The organism is Marinobacter sp. S6332 (assembly GCF_023016045.1).
Taxonomy (GTDB): Bacteria; Pseudomonadota; Gammaproteobacteria; order Pseudomonadales; family Oleiphilaceae; genus Marinobacter.
Genome location: NZ_JALKAP010000003.1, coordinates 145,864 through 172,604, shown reverse-complemented (window position 1 = coordinate 172,604; position 26,741 = coordinate 145,864). Strand labels below are relative to the sequence as shown.

The following is a 26,741-nucleotide window of genomic DNA, read 5'->3' as shown; positions in this document are numbered from 1 at the left end:
TTTTTGTTTTGGGCTTTGCTATATTCAGTTACCTCTAAAGGAACAGGAGATCAATCTTGAGTATCGAGCAAGGCATTGTATTTGCGGTGCTCGGAATCACACTTGCCATGTTTGTGTGGAACCGCCTGCGCTTTGATGTGGTTGCCATGCTGGCGCTCTTGGCGGTGGCAGTAACCGGACTGGTGCCCACTGAGGAATTGTTTGCCGGTTTTGGCCATCCTGCTGTGATCACTGTGGCTGCGGTACTGGTGATCAGTCAGGGCTTGGTGAATGGAGGTGTGGTAGATAATATCGCACGCCTGCTGGGTAAAATTGGCCACAGGCCCACACTGCAGGTGCTTACCCTCACCAGCGTGGTTGCGCTTTGCTCCGGGTTCATTAATAACGTTGGTGCGCTTGCACTGCTGATGCCGGTTGCTATCTGGATGTCGCGGGAAGCAGGGCGCTCACCTTCATTGCTGCTAATGCCGCTGGCTTTCGGTTCTTTGCTCGGCGGCACCATGACACTCATCGGCACCCCGCCCAACATTATCATTGCCTCTTATCGCGAAAGCGGCACCTTCGGGCTGTTTGATTTTGCCCCTGTAGGCGTGGCGATCACGCTGGCAGGTATTGCCTTTATTACACTGATTGGTTGGCGTTTTACGCCCCGCAGGGAAGACAACTCTGCTGGCAGCAAGCTGTTCAGTGTTGGTGAATATGTTACCGAGTTGCGTATTCCGGAGGACTCCCCCCATGCGGGCGGAACCTTGCACAACCTCATAACCAGTGCCGGAGACGAGCCGGACATTATTGTTCTTGCTTTGATTCGTGGCGAACAGCGCCATGCAGTGCCTTCCACCTATAAAATCATGCGCGAAGATGATGTGTTGCTTGTCGAGGCCGACACCGAAAGCCTGCAAACGTTTCTTGATAAAACAGGTCTGAAGCTTGCACATCAGGATATGGACAGCAAAGAGGCGGACGGCGACAGTGAAGGCAGCAGTCCTGAAGCCGCAACGGAATCAGCCGAACCGGAAAGCAAAGGCGATGAAAAAGCTGCCTCCGTTCGGATAGAGAAGGGCGAACTGCATCTTGTGGAGGCGGTTATCGCGCCCGAGTCGTCTTTGGTGGGGCAGACGGCTAACCGATTGAAGTTGCGGGAGCGCAATCAGCTGAACGTGGTTGCCGTGGCACGGTTGGGTTATCGCTTGAAGAGGCGTATTGGCGATATCAGGTTCAATGCTGGTGATATATTGCTGGTTCAGGGTTTTGAGGATTCCCTGCCTAGCACTCTTGCAGAGTTGGGTTGTTTGCCGCTTGCAGAGAGAGGGCTGCGCTTAGGGTCTCCGCGCAAAACCGTGATGGCCTCAGGCATCTTTTTCGCCAGTATTGTTGCAATTGTTGCCGGCTTACTTTCAGCGCCTGTGGCATTGGTGGCCGGGGCAGTTGCCATGGTGTTGGTTAAACTCATATCTGCGGCGGAAGCCTACAAATCTATTGATTGGTCTGTGATTGTGTTGCTGGCGGCGATGATACCGGTGGGGCAGGCCATGGAAACCACGGGTGGGGCCGGGTTGATAGCCGCACAAATGTTGGCTTTGGGCGAGAGCCTTTCAATTGTGTCGGTATTGGTCATGATACTGGTGGGCACAACGCTGTTATCCAACGTAGTAAACAATGCAGCTGCAGCTATTGTGGTCGCACCCATAGCGCTTAGCCTGGCAAATGAATTGCAGATACCCTCGGATGCGGTATTGATGGCAGTTGCCGTGGGTGCCTCCTGCGCTTTCATGACCCCCATAGGGCACCAGTCCAATGCTTTGGTTATGGAACCCGGAGGTTACGAATTTGGCGACTATTGGCGTTTGGGGTTGCCCCTTACAGCCATAGTTACGGTGGTTGCGGTGCCGGTTATTATGCTGGTTTGGGCATGACCGTTTAAAAAATGAATCAAGTTTGGGGAGCCATGATGGAAGCGGAGCACATGCATAAGGCTGAATTGCTGGCGGCGCTTGCGCAAACGCGACTAAGAACGCGGGAACTCATTACATCATTGAGTGAGCAGCAGCTTGAGGTACCTTATCACCCAGGCGCGAATCCACCGCTGTGGGAAATGGGTCACGCTGCTTTTTTCTATGAAGTGTTTGTGTTCAATCTTCTGGATGGCGATGCCAGCTTTGACCCTTCCATGGATGATCTATGGGACTCCTTCCATATTGATCACCGGGATCGCTGGCGCAAAGATCTGTTTCCCGGCCTTGAAAAAACCTTGGCCTATTTTGATCATGTGTACGACAAAATGTCGAAGCGGATTGAGCTCAATCCGCTGACAGATCGTGAGCTTTACCTATATCGATACGCCATCTTTCACCAGAACATGCACATAGAGTCGCTAGTGTGGTGCCGCCAAACGGTAGGTTACGAGCCGCCACCCAGTGCAGATTTCAAACGCCCCGCACCGGGTGAGCTGCAAGCCAGCACAGCGCAGCGTGATGTTACTGTTCCCGCCGGTAACTGGCACATTGGCATGCCGGGGGACTCGCCGCAGTATGCCACCGAGGATTTTGCCTTCGACGCGGAAAAACCCCGCCACCTAGTGCGCTTGGGTGAGTTTGCGATTTCCCGTTATCTGGTCAGCAACCGTGAGTTTATGGCGTTTGTAGAGGATGATGGTTACCAAAAACCCGAGCTTTGGTCGTTTGGTGGCCAGAAATGGCTGAGAACAGACGTTGATGTGGCGCTGGTTCACGGGGTGTCAGCCCCTATGGTACAAGCACCTCGGCACCCGCTTTATTGGCGCTGGAAAGATGGCCAGTGGCAGGAGCGTTTGTTTGATCGTTGGCAGCCGTTGAATCCGAATGCCCCAGTAACCCATGTTAGTTATTGGGAGGCAGAAGCCTACTGTCGGTGGGCGGGGCGGCGCCTGCCTACCGAGCAAGAATGGGAGGCCGCAGCGCTTGGGAATTGCGAAGGTGAGCCATTCAGTAAGTACCCTTGGGGCAATAAGCATCCTGATGCCATGCATGCAGATATGAATGCCAGTGGAATGGCGCAGAACCCGGTAACAGACTATCCCGAGGGCGACAGCCCTTTTGGTTGCCGCCAAATGATCGGCACAGTGTGGGAGTGGACCAGTAGCCAGTTTTTGCCTTATGACGGCTTTTGCATCGACATGTATCCGTTCATGTCCACACTGCAGTTCGGGGACCACAAGGTGAGCAAGGGAGGCAGTTGTGCCACTTCATCCAGCTTGATTCGTGGCACCTACCGTCAGGCATACCTGCCCGAGAGAAACGACGTGTACACGGGCTTTCGTACCTGTGCTCTGCCCTGAGGCAGAGCTCAGCTTGCCTGATCTGAAACCGGTGTTTGCGAGGTAACCGGGGCTCTCTCAAGAAGGTGACTAGCCAGAGCTACGCCCGTTTCGCTCATGGTGAGATAGGCGTCGTCTGCACCGGCTTCACGAATGCTCTTTGCCTCGTCTTCGAACATGGTGTGCGCAACAATATAGCCGGTATATCCATGCTTGCGCAGCTTTTGCGCTGCGATAAGTTTCGCCTCTATGTCGCTCATCGCAAGAATGACAGCTTCCAGAGCGGGCATGTGCAGTGCCTCCCAAAAGGTTTTGTCTTCAGCATCGGCGTAAACCACGTTTCGCCCCTGCTTTTGGTGTCGCTCTACCTTTGCGAGGTCTGAATCCAGAGCCATCAATCTTGCTTCAGTGGTTTGTAGCCAATCATAGGCGGCGGTCCCGGTGCGCCCCATGCCCATAACCAGAACCCGTGTGTCACCCAGAGAAACGGGTAGCTCGTCTGGGTGCCGCTTTTGGCTCTCGAAGCCCACAAGGCGATTACCCAAACGGTCGTATAGTGGGTGGGCCAGCCGGTTCAGAGGCGCGGAAATCAGGAACGACAAAGCTACCGTTATTGCCAGAGGCACCAACCATTCCGGCAGTGCAATGCTAGCGACGATAAGCCCAAACTCACTGTAGTTGGTAAGCGCCAGCGCTGTGAGGAAGCCACTACGGGCGCGCAGGCGGAACAACAACATGAGGAAGAAAAAGAGAATGCCCTTGATGGGCAGCACCAGCGCCGCCACCACAGCAAATATAATGGCGTTGGTGTCTGGCTGGCCGCCGATACCGATTTGCAGGAAGAAGCCCACAAGAAATATTTCTTTCACGCTCCACAGAGATTTTGCCAGTTCTTGACTGCGCGGGTGGTTCGCGAGAATAGCACCAAATACTAAGGCGCCTAGCTCTGAACTGAGGCCAACGGCTTCAAAGCCCAGTCCTCCGAGAACCAGCGCCAACAGCATGCCCAAAAGAACCAAAAGCTCATCGTGGCCACTGACATCCAGCAGTTTGTATAACAACGGCCTCAGCAGCGGCAGGCCGAAAACGATCAAGGCCCACTCCGAAGGCGCCTTGCCTGCCGCGAGACTCATAACAAGCAGAGCAATCAAATCCTGCATAATTAGAATGCCAATGGACACCCTGCCATGAAATGCTCGAAGTTCGCGCTTGTTCTCCAGTACCTTTGCCGCCAGCACTGTCGAGGAGAAGGACAGCGCAACGGCTAGCATGAACGCCACGTACCAACTTATATCCATCAGCAGGTAGATACCTGGCGTGAATACAAAGCAAGTGATGGAGAAATGCAGTAGGCTGCCACCAATTACCTCTGGGCTGATAACAGACTTGAACTTTAGCTTGAGCCCTACTGTAAACAGCATTAACAGAACGCCCAGATGTGCTATGTGGGCAAGCACTGCCGTAGGCTCGGCGGAAATATTGGTATGCGGACTGGCGGAAAGGCCGCTCAGTACAAAGCCTGCTGCCAGATAACCTACCAGCGGAGGCAAACCGACGGCTTTGATCAGAAGGCCAAGGCCGAATGCAAAAGAAATCCAGATAGCTTCAGGCATGAGAGGTTCTTTAAGGGGAAAAATTAGCTTCTATGTAAGGCTACCTTGTTTTCCCCGACCGTTGAAGACAATAACGGCAGAACCTCTCGCGCAATTGATTTACCCGGCTGGTGATAGGAGGGGTTTGGCGAACTCAAGGAACAGGCGCGCAGACTCTTCCGGTGCCTCGATCATCGGTGCATGGCCAATGCCTTCCAGTATTTCCAGCTGTGAGCCGGGAATAGTCTGCTGAAACACGGCGCCGTTGCGGTAGTCGAGAATACGGTCTTCTTTGCCCCAGACAATGAGAACGGGGTCTTCTATCTTTGCAATCGCGTTACGGAAATCCGATGTGAAGCCAACTTCCTTGATGGCGGCGAAGATCACTTTGTTCACCTCCTCATTGGCGATGGCCTTTTCTTCCAGAACACCTGGAATCGGCCAGGGAATAAAAGGCTGGTCTGCCATAGCAAAATCCATCAAGCGATCGAAGTCTCCTGGCTTGCTGGGTATGAGTGGATTGTCGCCTGCGAGCACCATGCTGACCATCTCGTTTTCATAATCCAGAATGCCAGCGGGATCGAACAGTACGGCGGTTTTAACTTGCTCCGGGTAGGTCGCGGTGTAAAGTGCTGTAATACCGCCGCCCATGGAGTTGCCCATCATGTGCATCTCGTTGATGCCCAAGGCCTCCAGAATGCTGGCAAGGTGGGCAACCTGTTGCTCAAAACGGTATCCCAGATCCAGTGGCTTGCTGCTTTCGCCGTGGCCGGGAAGGTCGATGGCGTAAACGTTGAAATTGTCTGTGAGCTCTCGGGCCATGCGAGTCCAGTTATCTTTGTTCGCCCCAAAACCGTGCACTAGAACAATGGTGTCGCCATTGTTTGCTTCGGCGTTTCGCAGGTACGCGATCTCTAAATCGCCCACAGTAATATTATCTGCTTCAAGGCCGGCGGCGGAGCGTTCAAAGCCAATGGCAGTTTCATAGATGCTATGGCGCGAGCAAGCACTTACAAGCAACATGGAAAGAAGTAGAAAAATGACAGTGTAGGGAGATTTTTTCTGCATTTGGGCGATTCCAGTTTGTTTGTGTTTTACACCCTTTGGGCGAACTCGTTTACATTAACCCATAAAAAAGCCCGGTCATTGGCCGGGCTTTAGCAGACTGAGCGTCGTTACGATTTTTCTCTGGCAATGGCGCGATACGCAATGTCGCTGCGATAAAACGCACCATCCCAGCTGATGGCTTTAGCGAGAGTGTAAGCTCGGCTCTGGGCTTCTGTTACCGTATTGCCCAATGCCGTTGCGCACAGTACCCGGCCGCCACTAGTTACCACCTGACCATCTTTCAGGGCTGTTCCTGCGTGGAATGCCTTCTCGCCTTCGGTTTCTGTTTCCGGTAGGCCCGAAATAGCATCGCCTTTATTGTAGCTGCCGGGGTAGCCTCCGGCTGCTAGAACAATACCTACGGCGGCGCGTTCATCCCAATCAGAGCTGCACTGGTCCAGCTTACCGTCGATGGCTGCCTGACAGAGCGCGACGATATCCGACTTCATGCGCAGCAGAATGGGCTGGGTTTCCGGGTCGCCAAAGCGGCAGTTGAACTCGATGACTTTCGGCGCGCCCTTGGGGTCGATCATCAGGCCAGCGTAAAGAAAGCCCTTGTAAGGGTGACCTTCGGCTGCCATTCCGCGCACGGTAGGGTAGATTACCTCGTCCATAATACGCTGATGTACGTCAGGGGTTACGACAGGAGCTGGGGAGTAGGCGCCCATGCCGCCGGTATTCGGGCCGGTATCGCCATCGCCAACGCGTTTGTGATCCTGTGAGGTGGCCATAGGCAGAACATTCTCGCCATCCACCATTACAATAAAACTGGCTTCTTCGCCGTCGAGGAATTCCTCAACCACAACACGGCTGCCTGCTTCGCCAAAGGCGTTGCCTGCCAGCATATCGCGGATAGCGTTTTCGGCTTCTTCCAGAGTCATAGCGACGATGACGCCTTTGCCTGCCGCGAGGCCGTCGGCCTTGACCACGATAGGGGCGCCCTGTTCACGCACGTAGGCCAGAGCCTCGTCTACGTCGGTGAAGTTGCCGTAGCCAGCGGTAGGGATGTTCTGGCGTGCGAGGAAATCCTTGGTAAATGCTTTTGAGCCTTCGAGTTGTGCTGCATCGGCACTTGGGCCAAATATGCGTAAACCGCGCTCTTCAAAGAGATCTACAACGCCCGCCACTAAAGGTGCTTCTGGACCAACGATGGTAAGGCCAACGCTGTTCTCGACCGCAAATTTTGCAAGGCCTTCAATATCCAGAACGTCGATGTTGACGTTCTCTACGCCCGGTTCGTGGGCGGTGCCCGCATTCCCGGGTGTTACGAAAACCGTGTTCACGCCCGGAGACTGGGCCGCCTTCCAGGCGAGGGCATGTTCCCGTCCGCCACTGCCGATTACCAGAATATTCATATGTTATTGCCCCGAATGTTTAAAAAGAGCTTTTACAAAGCGCTGTCGTCAGTGCCGGAAATGGCGCATGCCTGTGAAGACCATAGCGATGCCGTGTTCGTTGGCGGCGTCGATGACTTCCTGATCCCGCATGGAACCACCGGGTTGAATCACGGCAGTAATACCGGCTTCGGCGGCGGCATCAATGCCATCCCGGAATGGGAAGAACGCATCAGATGCCATAACCGAGCCTTTCACTTCCAGATTTTCATCGGCGGCTTTGATGCCGGCAATGCGGGCGCTGTACACGCGGCTCATCTGGCCTGCGCCCACACCAATGGTGCGGCCCGAGCGGGCATACACGATGGCATTGGACTTAACGTACTTAGCCACTTCCCAGGCAAATAGCAGGTCGTTTAGTTCGTGTTCGGTTGGCTGGCGGGTAGTTACGACTTTTACGTCGGCCATAGCCACCATGCCCAGGTCACGATCCTGTACCAGAAGGCCACCGGTTACCCGCTTGTAGTCCATAGACTGGGCGCGTTCACCGTTGAGTTCGCCACAGGCCAGCAGCCGGACGTTCTTCTTGGCGGCAACCAGTTCGACTGCTTCCGGTGCGATAGTTGGCGCAATAATCACTTCAACAAACTGGCGATCAATAATCGCCTTGGCGGTGTCTGCATCCAGTTCCCGGTTAAAGGCGATGATGCCGCCGAACGCCGAGGTAGGGTCTGTAGCAAAGGCCAGGTCATAGGCCTGGAGAATATCCGCACCGATTGCAACGCCGCAGGGGTTGGCGTGTTTGACGATCACACAGGCCGGGTCTGCGAACGGTTTTACGCATTCCAGAGCCGCGTCTGTATCAGCAACGTTGTTGTAGGACAGCTCTTTACCTTGAAGCTGTTTTGCAGTGGCAACACTGGCTTCCTTCGGGTTGCGTTCGGCATAGAAGGCCGCTCGCTGGTGTGGGTTTTCGCCGTAGCGCATGTCCTGCACTTTTACATACTGGGCATTAAACGTGCGGGGGAAGTCAGCATTGTCGTTGTCTGCGGTGCGGCCGCCCAAGTAGTTGGCGATGGCGCCGTCGTAGCCTGCAGTGTGTTCGAAGGCTTTAACGGCCAGATCAAAGCGCGTGGTGTGGGTGAGCTGACCATCGTTCTCATCCAGTTCTTTAACGACGCGGCTGTAATCCGATGCATTGACCACAATAGCGACATCGTTATGGTTCTTGGCAGCAGCGCGAACCATGGTTGGGCCACCGATGTCGATGTTTTCAATGGCGGTCGCAAGGTCGCAATCCGGATCGGCAACGGTGGACTCGAAGGGGTAAAGATTTACCACAACCATATCAATCGGATTGATACCGTGCTCGCCCATGATGGCGTCGTCTGTGCCCCGACGACCAAGAATGCCACCGTGGATTTTCGGATGCAGGGTTTTTACCCGGCCGTCCATCATCTCGGGAAACCCGGTGTAGTCAGAGACCTCGGTAACGGGAACCTTATTTTCCTTCAGGAGGCGGAAGGTGCCTCCGGTGGAAAGTAGTTCGATACCGCGGTCGGTGAGGGCGCGTCCGAACTCGACGATGCCGGATTTATCACTAACGCTGATCAGTGCGCGACGGACGGGGGTATTAGCCTGGTTTGCCATGGGGTCACATTCTTCACTTGGGGTGAACGAACAAGGGCCTCGCGAAGGGTATCCGGGAGGCCCTCTTCAAGTCAGGGTTTCTCGATTATAGCAGCCCGTACTGCTTGAGCTTTTTACGCAAGGTTCCGCGGTTCAGGCCGAGCATGGTTGATGCCTTGGTCTGGTTGTTGCGGGTGTACTTCATCACCTGCTCCAGCAAAGGTGCTTCCACTTCAGAGAGTACCAGTTGGTACACCTCTGTAACGGGGGCTCCATCAAGCTGGGCGAAGTAGTTTTTCAGGGCCACTTCAACGTTATCACGCAGGGTAACGGTGTTGCCGCTGCTGTTCACCGTTTGCAGTTGGTGAATATCATCGTTGGCCGGGGCGTTCAGGGTGTTATTTGCCAAAGTCTCAGCGGTCATGCTGCGAATACCTCTCCATTTCGTAAGCCTGAAAAATACTGTTGAATACTGTTTTTTTGCTCTAGTGCATCGTCGAGTGCATTGAAGCAGTTTCGAAACTGTTTGCCGGGGTCGTGTGACTGCAAGTACCAGCCCACGTGTTTTCTGGCAATACGCACGCCCATGAGCTCGCCATAGAAGCTGTGTAGGGCGTTTAGGTGTTCGCTTAAAATCTGTTCCACTTCGCTCAGTGGCGGTGCCGGAAGGTGTTGCCCGGTTTCAAGGAAATGCAGTATTTCCCGGAAGATCCATGGGCTGCCTTGAGCGGCGCGGCCAATGAGCAGGCCGTCTGCGCCGGTATACTCCAAAACGGTGCGGGCTTTCTCCGGCGATGTAATGTCGCCATTGGCAAACACCGGAATGCCAACTCTGGCTTTGATTTCGGCAATGGTGTCGTACTCAGCATCGCCGTTGTATTTATCGGCTCGGGTGCGGCCATGTACGGCCAGCGCCTGAATACCGATGTCTTCAGCCATGCGGGCGATGGTTGGAGCGTTACGGTCGTTTTGATCCCAGCCGGTACGCATTTTCAACGTGACGGGGATATCCACTGCGCTGACGACCGCTTCCAAAATGTCCCGCACCAGTCGCTCGTCTTTCATCAGCGCTGAACCAGCCGCTTTGTTGCAGACTTTTTTGGCCGGGCAACCCATATTAATGTCAATAATTTGGGCGCCTGATTCGGCATTAAGCCGGGCCGCATTCGCGAGCATGTCAGGGTCACCCCCGGCGATCTGCACCGATCTTGGTTCCGGCTCACCGGCATGATCCATGCGGGTTCGGGATTTGCGCGTATGCCAAAGCTTGCTGTCTGCTATAACCATTTCCGAGACAGCCAGACCCGCACCCATTCTGCGGCAGAGCAGCCGAAAAGGGCGATCTGTTACACCTGCCATGGGTGCAACAATCAGCGGATTGGGCAGGGTGTACGGCCCGATTTTTGCCGTCGGCAACATGGTTTGAATCCGTATCACAGCAGAGTAAGCAAAAGTCGGAGCTGTTCGATTGATTAATAAATAACCGATGGCAGTTCCGAAGGGCGCTAATGATACCGCTGGGGGCACTATGATTGAAGGGGCAAGGGCGCGAAAAAACTGATTATTTTTCGCTCTTTCTGGTTGACTTTTGTTCTACGAGATGGGGGCTGGGGTGTCGGGGTGGTTGTCTCCGGTAGGAAGATTTAAGGCGTGTAAGGTTGGAATATTATGTTGTAGTTAACTGCGTCCCGACCAGGGTCGCGAATACTAATGGCGATGCGCACAGGGGTTTCCACGGGCATACTTTTGAGCGTTTCGGCTTCGCCAGTAAGATATTCGTCAGGTGTGAAAATACTCTGGGCGACAACATCTCCGTTCAGATTGGAGAAAGTAAGCGCGATGGCCGGAAAAGGTTGCTGGAAATCCGCACGGTTGATGATGACGGCATCCACCACTAACTGATTGCGGTTTTCTGGATCGGTACGAACCACAAGTTTGCGGCTTTGAATGGCGTCGACGTTGATTAAAGGCTTCAACTCACAGCCTGCTAGTTCGCAGCCCCTTTCATAAAACGGTCGCAATTCGGGTATCGCGGACAGTCGGTCAAACTGGAACCAGGTGATTTGCGCGATCAAAACACCGATAAGGCCAAGCACAATGACCGACCAAACCGCAGTGCGCAGCCAACCTCTGTTGTTGCTGCCTAGGGATACCGGTTCGTGTCTAAGGTCGCCGAAAGGTGCTCCAGCTGATAAGCGCTCATCTTTGACTGGGCGCTCTAGCTCTGTGTCCTGTTGTTGGTCAAAAGACTCAAGTGCTAGGCTGGATTGATCATCATCGAAAAAGTCCGATGTGTTTTTTTGCTCTTTGCTATCCGGGCTTTGCGCGGGTGTCTCTGGGACCGGCGCAGGTTCAGGAGATGGCTGCAACTCAAATTCCAGCTCCCGATCTGCTTGCTCCTCCGATACTGCCTTTACCGGCGGTTTGTCCGAATCTGGAGTTTCATCCGCAGTTTTTTCCGGTGCATTGTCCTCTCGAAGAATGGCTTCAGCCCAGCTCTCATCGACACCTTCTGAGATATCGTCGTCGACGCTATCATCTTGTGTGGAGGGAGCACGGTCGTCGAAGCTCCGAAAACTGTCACTCAGTTCGTCATCCGAAAATGTTAGCTTGGTGCCTGCATAGCGACCTTCTTCGGCATCTTCTTCGGGGTTGTCTGCGAAGACGAAGTTGTCTTCGGTTGTGTCGCTGGCAAAGCCGCTGGTAGGCTGACTCGGTTGCGTGCCCTCTGAGGGCTTTTTGCTGCTTGTATCAGAGGGAGCTTTCGGAGTGGCAACGGTTGCGCTTGTTACCTTGTGCTCAATCGCATTAAAGACATCCATGCAGTGGCCACAACGCACCTTACCCTTGGCAATGCCAAGCTGCTCATCGGTCACCCTAAAACGGGTAAGACATTTTGGGCACTGGGTTTGCAGGCTACTTTGGGTCATGCTTCGTTCCTGAAAGCGACTGGGCTACGAACTGAACTAAGAGCTGGGAGTTTAGTCTTTAAGACGGCCTTCGTCACCTGTCGTTGCGCCGTCCGGTTAGGCGTACCCATTCTTCGCGCTGCGCCGGTTCGTCCATAATGAACCAGGGCTCATAGGCCGCCATGACTTCGCGAGCCTGATTCGAGAGTATTCCCGAAAGCACTAGATCGCCTCCTTGCTTGGTTAACGCGGCCAGATGCGGCGCCAGACCTATCAATGGTTGTGCGAGTATGTTCGCTAACATGACATCCGCTTTGGTGTCCGGCTCATTTTCCGGCAGGTAGAGGTCCAGTTTGGGTTCGTCTACGCGGTTGCGACGAGCGTTCTCGCGGCTTGCTTCCAGCGCCTGAGGGTCGGTATCCACGCCCACAACGTGGTGTGCACCCAAAAGCAGTGCCGCTAGGCCAAGTATGCCGGAGCCGCAGCCGTAATCAGTAACCTGTTTGCCACTCACATCCATGCCATCTAGCCATTCCAGACAGAGTGCGGTGGTGGGGTGCGTGCCTGTGCCAAAGGCCAACCCGGGGTCCAGCATTAGATTAGCGGCATCCGGGTCTGGTGCCTCATGCCAGCTTGGTACTATCCAGAGGCGCTCGCCAAACTGTAGTGGATGAAAATCATCCATCCAGGCTCGCTCCCAGTCTTTGTCTTCGACCAGAGTAACATCGATTTCTGAGAGGGATTGCTGGGTTTGCTGGTGCCAAGCGTTGCGCACGTCTGCACATAATTGGTCTATGTCACGGTCAGACTGGAAAAGCCCGGTTACCGTTGTTTGGCTCCACAAGGGCGTGGTGCCTGGGTCGGGCTCGTATAGGGGTTGGTCTGCAGCATCTTCCATGGAGACGGCGTCAGCGCCCATCTCCATAAGCAGATCTTCAAGCTGATCCGCGGTATCGGGATCAGCAGGGATCTGAAGTTGTATCCAGGGCATAAGTCTTCCCGCATTGAGATGCAGGAGGTTAGTCCCGCATCAGTTTTTCAAGGTAATGAATGGTGAAGTCTACCGTTTTAAAGCCACCATCGCGTATCAGTTTTCTGTGCAGCGGCTGATTGGTTTTAATGCCTTCAACCAAAAGCTCGTCCAGAGCGTTCTTCATTCGTCTCCGGGCGATCTGTCGGTCGTCGCCCCAAGTAATCAGCTTGGCAATCAACGAATCGTAAAACGGAGGTACGGTATAGCCGCTATAAAGGTGTGAGTCTACCCGCACACCATAACCACCGGGGGCATGGAAGTGCTTCACTGTACCCGGGCTGGGCACAAAGGTGGCCGGATCTTCCGCGTTAATGCGGCACTCCATTGCGTGGCCTCTGATGTGAATTTCTTCCTGTTTGTATTGCAGTGGCAAGCCGCTGGCAATCCGCAGCTGTTCACGAACAATATCGACACCCGTTACCATTTCCGAGACTGGATGTTCTACCTGAACACGCGTGTTCATCTCAATAAAGAAAAATTCGCCGTCTTGGTACAGAAATTCAAAAGTGCCAGCGCCGACATAGCCGATTTCCTTGCAGGCTTCCACGCAAGCCTTGAGGGTGCGCTCGCGGGCTTCGGGCTCGATATTCGGGGCTGGAGCCTCTTCGATAACCTTCTGGTTCCGGCGCTGCATGGAGCAGTCCCGATCACCCAGATGAATGCAGTTGCCGTGCATGTCGGCCAGCACTTGAATTTCGACGTGGCGAGGGGCTTCCAGAAACTTTTCCAGATAAACCGTAGGGTCGCCGAAGGCGTTCCGGGCTTCAGACTGGGTGATTTGTACCGCCTTGAGCAGTGCTGCTTCGGAATGCACCACCTGCATGCCGCGACCGCCGCCGCCGGAGGCCGCTTTGATCATTACGGGGTAGCCGATTTTGCGTGCAATCTGCAGGGTGCGGTCGTCGTCATCGGTTAGCGGGCCGTCTGAACCCGGCACCGTAGGAACGCCGGCGCGAATCATCGCGTTGATGGCGGAAACCTTGTTGCCCATAAGGCGAATGGTTTCTGCTCTGGGGCCGATAAAGCGGAAGCCGCTTTTCTCAACCTGCTCGGCAAAGTCGGCGTTCTCCGCCATGAAACCGTAACCCGGGTGTATACCCACAGAATCTGTTACTTCTGCAGCACTGATGATGGCAGGTATGTTGAGGTAACTTTCCAGAGGGCTATTGGGGCCGATACAGACGGATTCATCCGCCAGACGCACGTGCATCAAGTCGCGGTCAACTTGTGAGTGAACCGCTACGGTTTTGATGCCGAGCTCTTTACAGGCACGCAAGATCCGGAGGGCTATTTCACCTCGGTTTGCGATCAGAACTTTTTCTAACATGGCCATGAGTAGCTATCACCGGGTTCAGGAAATGATTAACAGCGGCTGGTCAAACTCTACGGGCTGACCGTTATCAACCAGAATTTCAGTGATTGTGCCGCTCTTGTCGGCTTCAATCTGGTTCATCATTTTCATGGCTTCTACAATGCAGACAACATCGCCAGCTTTAACCTGCTGGCCGATTTCTGCAAAAGAATCCGCAGTGGGAGACGGTGCCCGGTAAAAGGTTCCCACCATCGGGGAGCGCAGGGCATGCCCGTTGTGTACGGTTTGTTGTGAGTTGTCTTCCTGAACAGGGCCCGGAGTTTCCGGAGCAGGAGCGTACTGGGGCTGCTGTGGCGGTGCGTAGTGGCTGATGTACTGGGCGCCTGAGGCCTGCTCACCACGGCGGGAAATGCGAACAGAGTCATCTCCTTCGTGAATCTCAAGCTCTTCTACGTCAGACTCCTCGAGCAGTTCGATCAGTTTCTTGATTTTGCGAATATCCATAGTCAATCCAGTCCCGTGTTATCAGTTCTATCGGTGAATTTGTTGTATGGCTGCCTGGAGCGCTAGCTCGTATCCTTGGCTGCCTAATCCGCAGATAACGCCTTGGGCGATATCAGAAAAATACGAGTGATGGCGAAAAGCTTCTCGCGCATGCACGTTAGAAAGATGTACTTCTATAAACGGAATGCCTGACGCCAATATGGCATCCCGCAGGGCAACACTGGTGTGCGTAAAGGCAGCAGGATTAATAATGATGAAATCTACACCTTCTGCCCGAGCTTCATGGATTCTATCAATCAATTCATATTCAGCGTTTGACTGTAGGTGTAACAAGTGATGGCCGTGCTCTGCAGCTTGTTCGCTTAGTCGCGCATCAATATCTGCCAGTGTTTCGTGGCCATAGACCTCTGGCTCGCGGGTGCCGAGCATGTTCAGGTTGGGGCCGTGGAGCACGAGAATTGTCGACATGATAGCGTTTGCCTTTATGACTGTAATAACAGGATCGCCGAATTTATTGGCATTTTCCACCTATCGTGTGTGCTTTTATCCCTCAGATCAACACTATTTGACAATGTTGTATGTTGCACACAAGTGGCAACAGAGGGCAGAAGAATAGAAATGGGGCCTGCTGATAGCAATCATTGTCGTGAACGGTGGGGGTGACTTCTATACGACGATGGTTTCATATGGCAGCCCGCGCGGGCTGCCGGTCGATTTACTGCTTAGTTATCTGCCAGAGTAACGCAATTCCGGCCGTGCTCCTTGGAGGTATAAAGAGCGCGATCGGCACGCTCGCAAAGAGTTTGCGAGGGCTCGTTGTTCCAAGACGCCACGCCACAGCTGAAGGTAACGTTAAACTCTCGGTCTCCGGCTGGCTGCTGAAGCTCGGAAAAGCGTTCACGGATTTCATTGAGAACGTTGCGGGCGTCACTTGGACGTGTGTTGGGAAGAATAATAGCGAACTCTTCGCCACCGTAGCGGCCAATGTGGTCGGTTTTACGCAGGCGCTGTTTCAAAAACATTGAAAGGCTGCGGAGAACCCGGTCGCCAATTGGGTGCCCGAAGGTATCGTTCACCTTCTTGAAGTAGTCAATATCAATCATCGCAAAGCACAGGGGTTGGTCTTTCTGCTGTGCCCGCACGATCTCCTGATCCAGCAAATACAGTGTATGGGTGTGATTATAGAGGCCGGTTAGGCTATCGCGAATCATTAACGCCAGTAGCGAACGAGCGCGTCGGCCACGATTATGAAGCGTTGCGATAAGGTGTTTCGGGTCAATTGGCTTGGTTAGGAAGTCGTCACCACCCAGGCTCATAGCATGCAGTTGCTTGGTGACGTCATCTTCTGCCGAAAGGTAGATGATGGGAACGCTGTGGAAACGGTCCTGCTGCCGGATTACTCGCGCAACCTCCATTCCGGTGCAGCCGGGCATGTACATATCGAGAATGATGATTTCCGGCGAAAATATATCCAGTGCGTGGATTATCTCCATGGGGTCGGTAATGATGTGGGCTGTCATGCCCGCCTTTCTTAGAACCGTCTCCATGAATTTTGCCTGTGCTCTGGAGTCGTCCAGAACAAGCACCCGGTATGGCTCAACGGTGTTGCCGTGCGTATAGGTTTCTATCTTCTCAATCAGCTGACCAGGATCAACGGCTGGGTAGAAAAATTCTTCGCCGCCACACCGGGACGCCCTAAGGCGGGTTTGAATGGTTCCGTCTTCATCGCTCATAAAGATAATCGGAACCGGCGTGTCGTGTCGTTCCTGAAGACGCTCGATGGTGGCGATGCCCGCATTCTTGCTGCCGCCGAAGTTCACATCCATCAGGATAGTTTCTGGCTTGTGCAGGGCGCAGGCTTCGGCGAGTTCCTCTGCAGAATCAAAAGCCGCAGCACGAAAGCCAAAAAACTCAAGCTGGCGGATCAGCCGAGAGGCCATCTCAACGTTTGCGAGTGCGATGTATACAGGCGTGCGCCGGAACTGGTGGGGAGCTTCTGTATTGGTTTGGTCTGTTCGCCTGAGAGTGCTTCGGGCGAGTGCATCAAAGGCATCTTGAAGTTGCCGTTCGGTGGCATCGTTCAGAGGCGTATCGTCCGGCCAGTTGCGGACAATATCGAGAACTTTATTGCCAGCATCGGCATGGCCCGCCATTTCGAAGCGCTTCGCATAACGTACCAGCTTATCGGAAGCCGACAGCAGTTCTTCGCGGTGCGCGGAAAAGGGTTCGTTATTGGCGTGGACTTTTTGCCAGATGTCTAGAACAACCCGTGCTTGAGTTGTAACGCGGCGTGCAAAGTGCTGCCTGAGTTTTTCTTTCTGGCTTGCGTCGCTCATTATTCTTCGGGCTGCCTCTTCTCATTTTGGGCCGTCCTTTTATTGCTTGGACGTTTTTCCCAACTCTAGTCTGTTTTGGGAGTCTATAGTGTTTAGAGTTGTCGGGGTAAGTTGCACTGTGTAATTGTTTGTGAATTCTGCGGTGTGTATATAGGACGCCCCATAGGTTAGGATCTGTAAGACCGTTTGCACAGTCAATTAACAGACAAGGGGCTCAACGTAATATGCCAGGCAAAATCAAACAGTATTTCAGAGACAAAAAAGAAGACGCTCAGGATTATGCTGGTAACAACGGTATGATCGGCAAGTTTTTAGCCGTTGTCTTGTTCGTATACCTGCTGGTAACAGTGGTGCTGGGCATATACTGGAGTAGTGAGCCGGAGGCCTTCTCCGTACGTGAACATACCCGGGCGGTTGCGAATGAAATGCAGCGAGAGCCCATAACCGGTTTTGCCACAACGGTAACCATGATCCGTATAGCGGAAACGCTTTTAGACAAGCCTGGCGGGTACATTTCAAATGATATCTTCCCCCCGGGGCTTTGGTTGGACAATCAGCCAAACTGGGAGTACGGCGTGCTCGTGCAGTTGCGTGATCTTTCACGGGCCATGCGTAAAGACATTAGCCGGTCACAGAGCCAGTCTGCGGAAGACCCCGATTTGATCATCGCCGAGCCGCAGTTCCACTTTGATAGCGCTAGCTGGGCGATTCCTTCTACAGAGGCTGAGTATCGCCGGGGTATTACCGCATTGAAGCGCTACCTCAACCGTCTTTCGAGCCCCGAGCAGGCCAATGCCCAGTTCTTCGCGCGGGCCGATAACCTGAGTAACTGGCTTGGCGATCTGGAAACCCGCCTGGGTAGTCTTTCCCGTACTTTGGGTGAGAGCGTGGGTAAGGCATCCGTTTCAGAAGCTGTAGCCAATGTGGACTCAGATAATCCGTTGAATGAAGAAACTGGCGGCGGTGATATTAAAACCGATTGGACCAAGATTGACGATGTGTTCTATGAGGCTCGTGGCAGCTCTTGGGCGTTGCTGCACATTTTTCGCGCGATTGAAGTGGACTTCCGCAAGGTGTTGCAGGATAAAAATGCGGTTTCCAGCGTTAAACAGGTGATTATTGAGCTTGAGGGCGCTCAAGGCGAAATGTGGAGCCCGGTTATCCTTAATGGCAGCGGGTTTGGTGTTTTGGCAAATCATTCACTGACCATGGCGGCGTATCTTTCCCGCGCTAATGCGGCGATCAGCGATATGCGGGATCTACTGTCACGGGGCTAATGAGTTTTGTTCAGGCATAAAAAAACCGGGCGTTGCCCGGTTTTTTTATGCCTGAAGATCAGCCTTGGTAAGCTTTGATCGAATCCACAATGGCTTGTTTGGCCGCAGCGGCGTTGTCCCAACCTTTTACTTTGACCCACTTGCCTGGCTCAAGTGTTTTGTAGTTTTCAAAGAAGTGGCGAATCTGATCGCGCAGCAGAACAGGCAGATCGTCGATTTCCTGTACGTCCTGATAGGAGTTGGTCAGCTTGCTGTGTGGCACGGCTACTAGTTTGGCATCGCCACCAGCTTCGTCGTCCATGTTCAGAACGCCTACCGGGCGGCAGCGGATCACTGAGCCAGCCTGAAGTGCGTAAGGGGTAACAACCAGAACGTCCAGCGGGTCGCCGTCTTCACCCAGAGTGTGAGGGATAAAGCCGTAGTTGGCTGGGTAGAACATAGGCGTTGCCATGAAGCGATCGACCAGCAGGGCACCCATGTCTTTGTCGAGTTCGTACTTGACCGGTGAGCTGTTAGCCGGGATTTCAATGGCTACGTAGATGTCTTCTGGTGGGTTTTTGCCCGCTGGGATGTTGTCGAATTGCATGAGAGTTCCTTCCTGATACGTTAGGTTCGTTTAACTGTGCTTGAAAAGTGAGCGCAATTATACGGGACTCTACTGTCATTCGAAACTAAACCTTGGTGGGTGATATCCTCCGCCTTGGTTACTGGTTGCCCTCTGGCGGTGCTGTCTGAAAACGTGGAGCGCCAAGGATGGCGCGACCGAGCCCTACAGGGATGTATTTACGGGCGTTTTTCAGACAGCACCGCCAGAGGGCGAACCCGACTCCGAAGTAGGCGGTGTTGAAAGAATGCATCAAACTTAAAGTTTAATCTGCTTCGCAATCAGTTCTTTCATGATTTCGGTAGTTCCGCCGCCAATCGACAGGATTTTTGCATCCCGGTACAAGCGATCAACCACCGATTCCCTCATGTATCCCATGCCCCCAAACAGTTGCACGGCTTCGCGGGTGACTTTTTCGCAAACATCCACAGAAAAGTTCTTAGCCATGGCCACTTGCTTGATCGGGTTTTTGCCAGCCTGCATCAGTGCTGCGCAACGGTAGGTGTATTCGCGGGCCACGTCGATTTGGGTGGCCATATCTACCAGTTTGTGGCGAGTAACTTGAAAGCCCGAAACCGGGCGGCCGAAGGCCTGACGTTGTTTTGTGTATTCCAAGGCTGCTTCATAGGCCAGCTGGGCGGTCATGTAGGCCATGATGGATAGGCTGAGACGTTCCGCCAGAAAGTTGCTCATGATGGCAATAAAGCCCGCGTTCTCTGCGCCAATCAGGCGGTCAGCGGGCACTCGGCAGTCTTCGAAGAACAGTTCAGCGGTATCGCTGGCCCACCAGCCCATCTTCCGAAGCTTTTTACCATTAGAGAAACCGGGAGTGCCGCGGTCGATTAATAGCAGGCTGATGCCTGCGTGGCCCTCGCCGCCGGTTCTTACGGCTACAGTGTAGTGATCGGCTCGAGTGCCGCTGGTGATGAAGGTTTTGCTGCCGTTTACGATGTAGTGATCGCCGTCTTTCACCGCGCGTGTTTTTAAGTTGGCAACGTCTGAACCACCGCCTGGCTCTGTGACTGCAAGGGCAGCGATTTTTTCACCGCGTAGCACGGGCGGCACGACTTCTTCACGGATGTCTTTTTTAGCCCATTTGGCAACGGGCGGTAGGCCGATATCCAGAGAGCCGATGCTGGCGACAAATCCGCCCGAAGTGGAGCGCATGAGCTCTTCAGAAACCGCTACTTTCATGAAGATATCGCCTTCGCCCACGCCACCGAGAGCTTCGGGAAAACCAATGCCGAGAAGACCTGCATCGCCAGCTTTCTTGTATATCTCCCGAGGGAACTCACCAGCTTCTTCCCAATCATCAATATGGGGGGTGACGTGAGTCTCAATGAATTTGCGGGCGGTTAGTCGCACCTGCTCGTGGGTTTCGTTGAAGAAATCGGACACGATAACAAACCTCTATTCGGAATTGATAAGAGCTAGTGTCGCGCAATTTCGAACACCAAGCAAGCGCTTGGTTTGGGTGTGGGTTAGCGTAAAAAAACTGGCTTGAGGTGCCAGTTTTTTATAGATCAATCTAGATTAGGTGTCTTACCGAGCGATGCTCTCGACTCCGCGACTGGTTCCGAGGAGCAGCAGGTCCGCTGGGCGGCGAGCGAACAGACCATTGGTAACAACGCCCACAATGTTGTTCAGCCTTTCTTCGATCTGGATCGGACGGGAAATATCCATGTTGTAGATGTCTAGAATGATATTGCCATTGTCGGTTGTGAAGCCGTCTCGATATACGGGGTCGCCGCCTAGCTTGACGATCTCACGACCAACATGACTGCGTGCCATGGGGATAACCTCTACCGGCAAGGGGAATTCGCCCAATACGCCGACTTTTTTGGATTCGTCTGCTATGCAGATGAACGTCTTGGCAACCTCTGCAACGATTTTCTCGCGAGTCAGTGCTCCACCGCCGCCTTTGATCAGTTCAAGGCGCTCATTGGTTTCGTCGGCACCGTCTACATAAAACTCCAGCTCGCCAGCACTGTTCAGATCATAAACCGGAATGCCGTGGCTTTTTAGTCGCTCGGCGGTTGCTTCCGAGCTGGCCACAGCGCCGTCGAACTCGTTTTTAAGCTCAGCTAGCATGTCGATGAAGAAGTTCGCTGTGCTGCCGGTGCCAACGCCAACAACGCTATCGCGTTCCAAGCGCGGAGCAATGTAGTCCACTGCAGCTTTGGCAACGGCTTTTTTGAGTTCGTCCTGAGTCATTGAGCGCTCCGAGTTCAAATCTTGTGGGTTCAGCGGCCATTATAGCGCTTATGAGTGGCCAGCTTATAGACGGCAGCCGTGCAAAGTTTCTACACTGTAGGTTTTCCCCGACCACTCACCAACAACCGGAACCATCATGCCGCAACGCTACATCAAAAAGATCCTCGATGCGCGCGTCTATGACGTGGCCATCGAAACACCCCTCACTGAAGCCCGCAGCCTATCCAAGCGCTTTGGCAATAATATTATGCTCAAGCGGGAAGACCTTCAGCCGGTGTTTTCTTTTAAGATTCGCGGCGCGTACAACCGGCTTGTCCAGTTGTCGGAAGAGCAGAAATCCAAAGGGGTTATCTGTGCTTCTGCGGGCAATCATGCTCAAGGTGTGGCACTCGCAGCGAAGGAATTGGGTATCAAAGCCGTTATCGTGATGCCGCAAACCACGCCTGAGATCAAAGTGCGCTCAGTGCGGGCTCATGGTGCGCGTGTAGTACTCAAGGGCGATGCCTTTGACGAGGCCGCCGCTCAAGCTAAGGAACTGGTGGAGAAGCACGGGTATACCTACATCCCCCCTTATGACGACCCGGATGTCATCGCAGGGCAGGGCACGGTTGCCATGGAAATGCTGTGGCAGTTCAGCAAACCCATTCACGCAGTGTTTATTTGCGTGGGTGGTGGTGGCTTGATTGCCGGTATGGCTGCCTACATCAAATACCTACGCCCTGAAATCAAGGTGATTGGCGTTGAGCCCGACGATTCCAACTGTCTGCAAGCTGCCATGAAAGCGGGCAAGCGAGTAGTGCTGGACGAAGTGGGCATCTTTGCAGATGGCGTAGCGGTGAAGCAGATCGGTGAATACCCGTGGGAAATCTGCAAAGACCATGTGGATGAGGTGATCACTGTCTCCACCGATGAGATCTGTGCGGCAATTAAAGACATCTTTGAAGACACGCGCTCAATCGCCGAGCCAGCTGGGGCGCTGGGTGTTGCCGGTATCAAAAAGTATATTGAGCGGGAAAACATCGAGAATGAAAACTTGGTGGCTACTTTGAGTGGCGCCAATATGAATTTTGACCGCTTGCGTTACATTTCCGAGCGCACAGAAATCGGTGAGAAGCGAGAGGCGATCCTTGCGGTTACCATTCCAGAAAAGCCCGGTGCCTTTAAGACCTTTATCAACGCTCTGCATAAGCGCAACATCACCGAGTTTAACTATCGCTATGCCGATGCAAGCAAGGCGACCATTTTTGTGGGCGTTCAGGTTCAGGCTGGCGGTTTGGGTAGGGACGAGTTGGTGCAGGATCTTCGCGAAAACGGCTACTCTGTTCTCGATCTCACGGAAAGTGACATGGCCAAGCAGCACATTCGTCACATGGTTGGCGGCCACGCGCCTACAATCGCCAATGAGAAGGTGTTCCAGTTCGAGTTCCCGGAGCGCCCGGGAGCTTTGCTGAAGCTGCTGATGTCGCTAGGCACACGCTGGAATATCTCTATGTTCCATTACCGCAATCACGGTGCCGCATACAGCCGCGTGCTACTAGGCGCACAAGTATATAATGATGAAGTGAAAGACTTCGAAACCATGCTGGGAAAAGTAGGCTTCCGCTATGAAAACATGACGGATAACGAGGCTTACCAGCTGTTTTTAGGTGCTGGCAACGGCAAGGCATCCTAAGCCGCTCAGTTGATCAGCCCGGGCAATAGCGCTGGGCTGGTTCTTCGCAGTTATGACCTTCAGGTATTCCCCGTTAGCCATTGTTTTTCTTACTGAACTTTAATCTGTTAAAAATTGTAAAATTCAAGATGCGTGTTAGTCTTTCGTCTAATTCTTGAAAACAAGAATAGCTAACTGATTTTCCGCAGATTTAATCTTATTTTTGAACAGGGATACGCGTCATGGGTGGCAAGCCAGATATTATCCGGGCTGTTGTGCTGATTTTTGCTGTCGGCCTCGTAATTACCGGATTTACCTCGCTTCAGGCCTCGGAAGAGCGTTCCTCGTCCACCACAAAAAACTCTATCTCAGCCGACTCCGAGTACATGGCCAAAGCGCCGTTAAATCGGTAACAGCGACCTCGCTATTTAACTCGATATACCTGTTTGTCTGTCACCACGCTATGGAGTGGCACATCCCAAGGCTCAACCGGTAACCTTTCCACTTTTTGAAAGTCATGAGCCAAGCCGATCAGCTTTGGTGCCAACCTAGGTCGTAAGCGGCTGAAGGCAAACGTGCGATCATAAAAGCCGCCACCCATTCCCAGCCTTCCACCTTGCTCGTCAAACCCCACCAACGGAAACAGCACGGCGTCTAGCGCCCAAGCAGGCCGCTTAAGCCCTTTGCTAAAGGCCGGTTCGGGTATGCCAAAGCGATTGGCGGTTAGTTCAACGCCATCGTAATAGGGGCTGAAGACCAATCTGCCGGGATGGATGGGGTGCAGAACTGGTAGGTAGAAGTGAATTCCTTTGAGTCGGGCCATGGACATATAGGGGTGTGGATCAATCTCGCCATCGTTAGGCAGGTAGATGGCTATGTGTCTGGCTCTGTACAAATCCGGATTCATGGCCAGATTTAACGCCAGAGAAATTGAGGCTTTTTCCTGCTCTTGGGGCGATAACGAACGTCTCTGCTGACGCAGTTGTTGGCGTAGTTCGCGTCGGGACAAAGCAGAAAAATTTGATTCAGAAAGGTGTGAGTCGGTCGTCTGGCTCAAAATAAAGCTTCCCGAGCTGCCGTTATCGGATGTGGCCCTTGAACCCAAAGTTCAAGGTCGGTGGCCGCTGTGACATATTAGGCTTTCCCCCTGCGGGGACATGCTCACAATGCCCTAGAGTAGCCACCTGGGTAAAGCGCATCGGCTCGAGGACGAATCCGACTTGCGAACAGCCCAGGAAGTGTTCCTATTATAGGGCCAGATCCGGGGCCGATTGCAACACCTATCGGGGAATCCCTAAAAATTCAGTGGTTTGACTGTTCTCCGAGAGCGTTTTCCAGCTTGCTGTCCATGGCTTTAAGCAGAGTGCTGGTAGCATCGGACATGGTGTCCCGCTCTAGCAATTCATGGGTCATATTCAGCGCGGCCATAACGGCGATTCGCTCAGTTCCGAATACTTTGCCACCAGTGCGAATTTCACGCATTTTAGTGTCCAGATGTCTGGCCGCACGTATGAGGGCTTCCTGCTCTTCTTCAGGGCAAGCGACCAGATACTCTTTGTCGAGAATTTTCACCTCAACGGTGGTGGATGGCTTAGACATCAATGGTGCTCCAGCGCTCGAAGGCGGCCGATCATGGCTTCGATCTTGTTTTTGGCAAGATCATTTTTTTGAATAAGCTGGCTCCGTTCCCGGTTCCAGTCATCCTGCAACTGCCTCAAATTAGCATTGTCCCGCTCAAGTTTTTGGCAGTGTTCGATCAGCTTGTCCAGCTTGTCCGCTAATGCTTGTACTTCGGACTGTTCCATGACGTGCCCAGCATAGGTTGAAGTTATTGCGACTAACTATAAGTGTGTGTGCCATACCGGTCAATTTACAGGCATGTCATAAGTTGTGAATTGCTGTTCTTCGTGTTCCGTACAGCAACCTGCAGGTGTCTTGAAAGCGCCTGAATGCTAGGATGGGGCCTTAACTCCACAACACAGGATTGTCTTGGTTCATGTCAGAAACCGACACTGCCAATGCGGCTCATGCCGCTGAGTTTGAGCGCTGGGCGAATGTTTTTACTGCTCATAAGGCGTTTAGTCACCCTTCCGAACTTCATGGCGCGCTTTGCGGCCGGTTAGCTGCTGGCTCCCGCATCGAGGAAGATGAGTGGTTGGCCATGGTATGTGAGCACATGGGGCTTCCGGAAACTGCAGTCGAAGAGAACGAGGACCTGTCAGTCTTCATGAACGAGGCCTACGAACAGGCGCTGGCGTTTTTAAAGTCGGCTGATATGAGCTTTCACCCTTTGCTGCCTGATGATGACTATGCGATCGACCAGCGCCTCGAGGCTCTAGTGGCGTGGGTGCGTGGCTTTCTCGAGGGCATGGCCCTCTCTGCCGGAGAGTCTTTGGGCGAGGCCCCAGAGGAAATTCGCGAGCTTATCGGAGACATGGTCGCGATCAGTCAGGTTTCTGAAGACCAAGAGTCTGATCAAGAAAGCGAGCAGCAATTGGTAGAAATTACGGAGTACATCCGGCTCGGGGCTCTGGCCGTATTCACCGAGTTCAATCCGCCGGAAAAGCCGGCATCACAAGCGCCTACACTGCACTGATTATGCCACACACTGCGGGAGACCCTATGCCGTCCATTATACCCGTCAAGGAATTCGCTGAGCGCCGCCGTAAGTTGATGGAGCGGATGGCGCCAGACAGCATTGCCATTATTCCGGCTGCACCGGAGCGTGTTCGCAACCGCGACGTGTTGCACCCGTTTCGTCAAGACAGCGACTTCCAGTACCTCACTGGTTTCGGGGAGCCTGAGGCGGTTTTGGCGCTGATCCCCGGCCGTGAGCACGGCGAGTCCGTTCTGTTTTGTAAAGAGCGAAATCCTGAGAAAGAGCTATGGGATGGCTTTCTTGTGGGTCCAGAAGGTGCGATAGAGCGCTACGGCTTGGACGATGCTTTCCCGATTTCAGATATCGACGACATTTTGCCCGGTATGATCGAAGGCCGCAGCCGCGTGTATTACCCGTTAGGTAAAGATCAGGGCTTTGATACTCGGGTAATGGATTGGGTTAAGGTGCTTCGCAGCAAGGTTAAAAGTGGTGCGCACCCGCCGGGTGAGTTTGTGTCTCTGGAGCATCTTCTGCACGACCTCCGGCTTTACAAAAGCGCCGCCGAAATCAAGGCCATGGCCAAAGCTGGGCAGATCAGCGCTGAAGCCCATTGCCGTGCTATGAAGCGCGCCCGCAAGGGTGGTTACGAGTACAACCTTGAGGCTGAGCTGATTCATACCTTTATGAATCATGGTGCCCGTTCCACGGCCTACCCTTCTATTGTTGGCGGTGGTGCAAATGGCTGCATTCTGCATTACATCGAAAACACAGCACCTCTTAAAGAAGGCGATCTAGTGCTTATCGATGCAGGTTGTGAGGTGGAGTGTTATGCCTCTGACATTACCCGCACCTTCCCGGTCAGTGGCAAGTTCAGCCCCGAGCAGCGGGCAGTTTACGATGTTGTGCTGGAAGCTCAGTACGCGGCTATTGATGCCGTTCGCCCGGGCAATCACTGGAACCATCCCCATGAAGCAGCGTTGAAAGTGCTCACTAGTGGGTTGATTGAGCTGGGTATATTAGCTGGCTCAGTCGATGATGCCATAGCCAGTGAAGCCTTCAAGCCCTTCTTCATGCATCGCACCGGCCATTGGCTGGGGTTGGATGTACACGATGTGGGCGACTACAAAGTAGGGGATGCATGGCGGCTACTTGAGCCGGGCATGGCCCTTACCGTGGAGCCGGGTTTGTATATCGCACCGGACAATACCGACGTTGATGAAAAATGGCGCGGTATTGGTATTCGTATCGAAGACGACGTGGTGGTTACGAAAGAGGGTTGCCGGGTGTTGACACACGGTGTGCCCAAGACCGTGGACGATATTGAAGCCCTGATGGCGGATTAAGC

The 26,741-nt window shown here is 53.5% G+C and carries 25 protein-coding genes and 1 other RNA gene; 7 read left to right on the top strand and 19 right to left on the bottom strand.

Features of this window, described 5'->3' with window-relative positions; genetic code table 11:
* Positions 1-56: 56 nt before the first annotated feature.
* Positions 57-1,916 (top strand): SLC13 family permease, encoded by a 1,860-nt coding sequence (locus tag MWU62_RS05535; RefSeq protein WP_247113925.1) that lies wholly within the window; start codon positions 57-59, stop codon positions 1,914-1,916.
* An 11-nt stretch (positions 1,917-1,927) separates the two neighbouring features.
* Complete coding sequence (gene senA, locus MWU62_RS05530; RefSeq protein WP_247113924.1) at positions 1,928-3,316, top strand: selenoneine synthase SenA; 1,389 nt, start codon at positions 1,928-1,930, stop codon at positions 3,314-3,316.
* An 8-nt stretch (positions 3,317-3,324) separates the two neighbouring features.
* On the opposite strand, the gene MWU62_RS05525 is transcribed toward senA, so the two are convergent.
* The 12 genes from MWU62_RS05525 to MWU62_RS05470 form a co-directional block, all read right to left on the bottom strand.
* Positions 3,325-4,908, bottom strand: a complete 1,584-nt coding sequence (locus MWU62_RS05525; protein WP_247113923.1) for a cation:proton antiporter family protein — start codon at positions 4,906-4,908, stop codon at positions 3,325-3,327.
* Between the two features lie 99 nt (positions 4,909-5,007).
* A complete protein-coding gene (locus tag MWU62_RS05520) occupies positions 5,008-5,955 on the bottom strand; it encodes an alpha/beta hydrolase (protein WP_247113922.1) in 948 nt (315 codons plus the stop codon).
* A 107-nt stretch (positions 5,956-6,062) separates the two neighbouring features.
* Entirely contained in the window at positions 6,063-7,349 is a 1,287-nt protein-coding gene (purD, locus tag MWU62_RS05515; RefSeq protein ID WP_247113921.1) for a phosphoribosylamine--glycine ligase, read from the bottom strand.
* A gap of 48 nt (positions 7,350-7,397) precedes the next feature.
* Complete coding sequence (gene purH, locus MWU62_RS05510) at positions 7,398-8,978, bottom strand: bifunctional phosphoribosylaminoimidazolecarboxamide formyltransferase/IMP cyclohydrolase (protein ID WP_247113920.1); 1,581 nt, start codon at positions 8,976-8,978, stop codon at positions 7,398-7,400.
* Between the two features lie 85 nt (positions 8,979-9,063).
* The gene (fis, locus tag MWU62_RS05505) at positions 9,064-9,381 is read right to left on the bottom strand and encodes a DNA-binding transcriptional regulator Fis (RefSeq protein ID WP_200362137.1); all 318 of its coding nucleotides are present in this window, start codon (positions 9,379-9,381) and stop codon (positions 9,064-9,066) included.
* On the bottom strand, positions 9,378-10,373 hold the full coding sequence (gene dusB / locus MWU62_RS05500; protein WP_247114123.1) for a tRNA dihydrouridine synthase DusB: 996 nt from the start codon (positions 10,371-10,373) through the stop codon (positions 9,378-9,380). The genes fis and dusB overlap by 4 nt, the downstream gene beginning before the upstream one ends.
* 227 nt (positions 10,374-10,600) lie before the next feature.
* Positions 10,601-11,887 (bottom strand): DUF3426 domain-containing protein, encoded by a 1,287-nt coding sequence (locus tag MWU62_RS05495; protein ID WP_247113919.1) that lies wholly within the window; start codon positions 11,885-11,887, stop codon positions 10,601-10,603.
* Between the two features lie 73 nt (positions 11,888-11,960).
* Positions 11,961-12,857, bottom strand: coding sequence for a 50S ribosomal protein L11 methyltransferase (prmA, locus tag MWU62_RS05490; RefSeq protein WP_247113918.1), 897 nt, complete (start codon positions 12,855-12,857; stop codon positions 11,961-11,963).
* 28 nt (positions 12,858-12,885) lie between these two features.
* The gene (gene accC / locus MWU62_RS05485; RefSeq protein ID WP_247113917.1) at positions 12,886-14,232 is read right to left on the bottom strand and encodes an acetyl-CoA carboxylase biotin carboxylase subunit; all 1,347 of its coding nucleotides are present in this window, start codon (positions 14,230-14,232) and stop codon (positions 12,886-12,888) included.
* Positions 14,233-14,250: 18 nt separating this feature from the next.
* Entirely contained in the window at positions 14,251-14,715 is a 465-nt protein-coding gene (accB, locus tag MWU62_RS05480; RefSeq protein ID WP_247113916.1) for an acetyl-CoA carboxylase biotin carboxyl carrier protein, read from the bottom strand.
* A 27-nt stretch (positions 14,716-14,742) separates the two neighbouring features.
* On the bottom strand, positions 14,743-15,183 hold the full coding sequence (gene aroQ / locus MWU62_RS05475) for a type II 3-dehydroquinate dehydratase (RefSeq protein WP_200362131.1): 441 nt from the start codon (positions 15,181-15,183) through the stop codon (positions 14,743-14,745).
* Between the two features lie 254 nt (positions 15,184-15,437).
* Positions 15,438-17,051 (bottom strand): diguanylate cyclase, encoded by a 1,614-nt coding sequence (locus MWU62_RS05470; RefSeq protein ID WP_247113915.1) that lies wholly within the window; start codon positions 17,049-17,051, stop codon positions 15,438-15,440.
* Between the two features lie 224 nt (positions 17,052-17,275).
* On the opposite strand from MWU62_RS05470, the gene MWU62_RS05465 reads away from it, so the two are divergent.
* Entirely contained in the window at positions 17,276-18,328 is a 1,053-nt protein-coding gene (locus MWU62_RS05465; protein WP_247113914.1) for a DUF2333 family protein, read from the top strand.
* 58 nt (positions 18,329-18,386) lie between these two features.
* On the opposite strand, the gene ppa is transcribed toward MWU62_RS05465, so the two are convergent.
* The 3 genes from ppa to rpiA form a co-directional block, all read right to left on the bottom strand.
* Positions 18,387-18,914 (bottom strand): inorganic diphosphatase, encoded by a 528-nt coding sequence (ppa, locus tag MWU62_RS05460; RefSeq protein WP_247113913.1) that lies wholly within the window; start codon positions 18,912-18,914, stop codon positions 18,387-18,389.
* A gap of 276 nt (positions 18,915-19,190) precedes the next feature.
* Positions 19,191-20,330, bottom strand: a complete 1,140-nt coding sequence (locus tag MWU62_RS05455; RefSeq protein WP_247113912.1) for an acyl-CoA dehydrogenase family protein — start codon at positions 20,328-20,330, stop codon at positions 19,191-19,193.
* 144 nt (positions 20,331-20,474) lie between these two features.
* Positions 20,475-21,146: a ribose-5-phosphate isomerase RpiA gene (rpiA, locus tag MWU62_RS05450; RefSeq protein ID WP_247113911.1), complete on the bottom strand. Its 672-nt coding sequence runs from the start codon at positions 21,144-21,146 to the stop codon at positions 20,475-20,477.
* Positions 21,147-21,282: 136 nt separating this feature from the next.
* Between rpiA and ilvA the strand changes: the two genes are divergently transcribed.
* Together ilvA and MWU62_RS05440 are read left to right on the top strand one after the other, a co-directional pair.
* Complete coding sequence (ilvA, locus tag MWU62_RS05445; RefSeq protein WP_247113910.1) at positions 21,283-22,818, top strand: threonine ammonia-lyase, biosynthetic; 1,536 nt, start codon at positions 21,283-21,285, stop codon at positions 22,816-22,818.
* A 221-nt stretch (positions 22,819-23,039) separates the two neighbouring features.
* Positions 23,040-23,210, top strand: a complete 171-nt coding sequence (locus tag MWU62_RS05440) for a hypothetical protein (protein ID WP_247113909.1) — start codon at positions 23,040-23,042, stop codon at positions 23,208-23,210.
* Positions 23,211-23,221: 11 nt separating this feature from the next.
* Here the strand turns inward: MWU62_RS05440 and MWU62_RS05435 are convergent, their stop codons facing one another.
* The 4 genes from MWU62_RS05435 to MWU62_RS05420 all read right to left on the bottom strand — a co-directional run bounded on the left by MWU62_RS05435 (position 23,222) and on the right by MWU62_RS05420 (position 24,602).
* Entirely contained in the window at positions 23,222-23,854 is a 633-nt protein-coding gene (locus tag MWU62_RS05435) for a 5-formyltetrahydrofolate cyclo-ligase (protein ID WP_247113908.1), read from the bottom strand.
* A gap of 4 nt (positions 23,855-23,858) precedes the next feature.
* Positions 23,859-24,038, bottom strand: a non-coding RNA gene (gene ssrS, locus MWU62_RS05430) — 6S RNA.
* 61 nt (positions 24,039-24,099) lie between these two features.
* Entirely contained in the window at positions 24,100-24,396 is a 297-nt protein-coding gene (locus MWU62_RS05425; RefSeq protein WP_247113907.1) for a cell division protein ZapA, read from the bottom strand.
* Complete coding sequence (locus MWU62_RS05420) at positions 24,396-24,602, bottom strand: TIGR02449 family protein (protein WP_200362121.1); 207 nt, start codon at positions 24,600-24,602, stop codon at positions 24,396-24,398. Before MWU62_RS05420 ends, MWU62_RS05425 begins: the two co-directional genes overlap by 1 nt.
* Positions 24,603-24,793: 191 nt before the next feature.
* Between MWU62_RS05420 and MWU62_RS05415 the strand changes: the two genes are divergently transcribed.
* Together MWU62_RS05415 and pepP are read left to right on the top strand one after the other, a co-directional pair.
* On the top strand, positions 24,794-25,393 hold the full coding sequence (locus MWU62_RS05415) for a UPF0149 family protein (RefSeq protein WP_247113906.1): 600 nt from the start codon (positions 24,794-24,796) through the stop codon (positions 25,391-25,393).
* A 26-nt stretch (positions 25,394-25,419) separates the two neighbouring features.
* Positions 25,420-26,739 carry a Xaa-Pro aminopeptidase gene (gene pepP / locus MWU62_RS05410; RefSeq protein ID WP_247113905.1) on the top strand — a complete coding sequence of 440 codons (1,320 nt, stop codon included), beginning with the start codon at positions 25,420-25,422 and terminating at the stop codon, positions 26,737-26,739.
* Positions 26,740-26,741 lie beyond the last annotated feature (2 nt).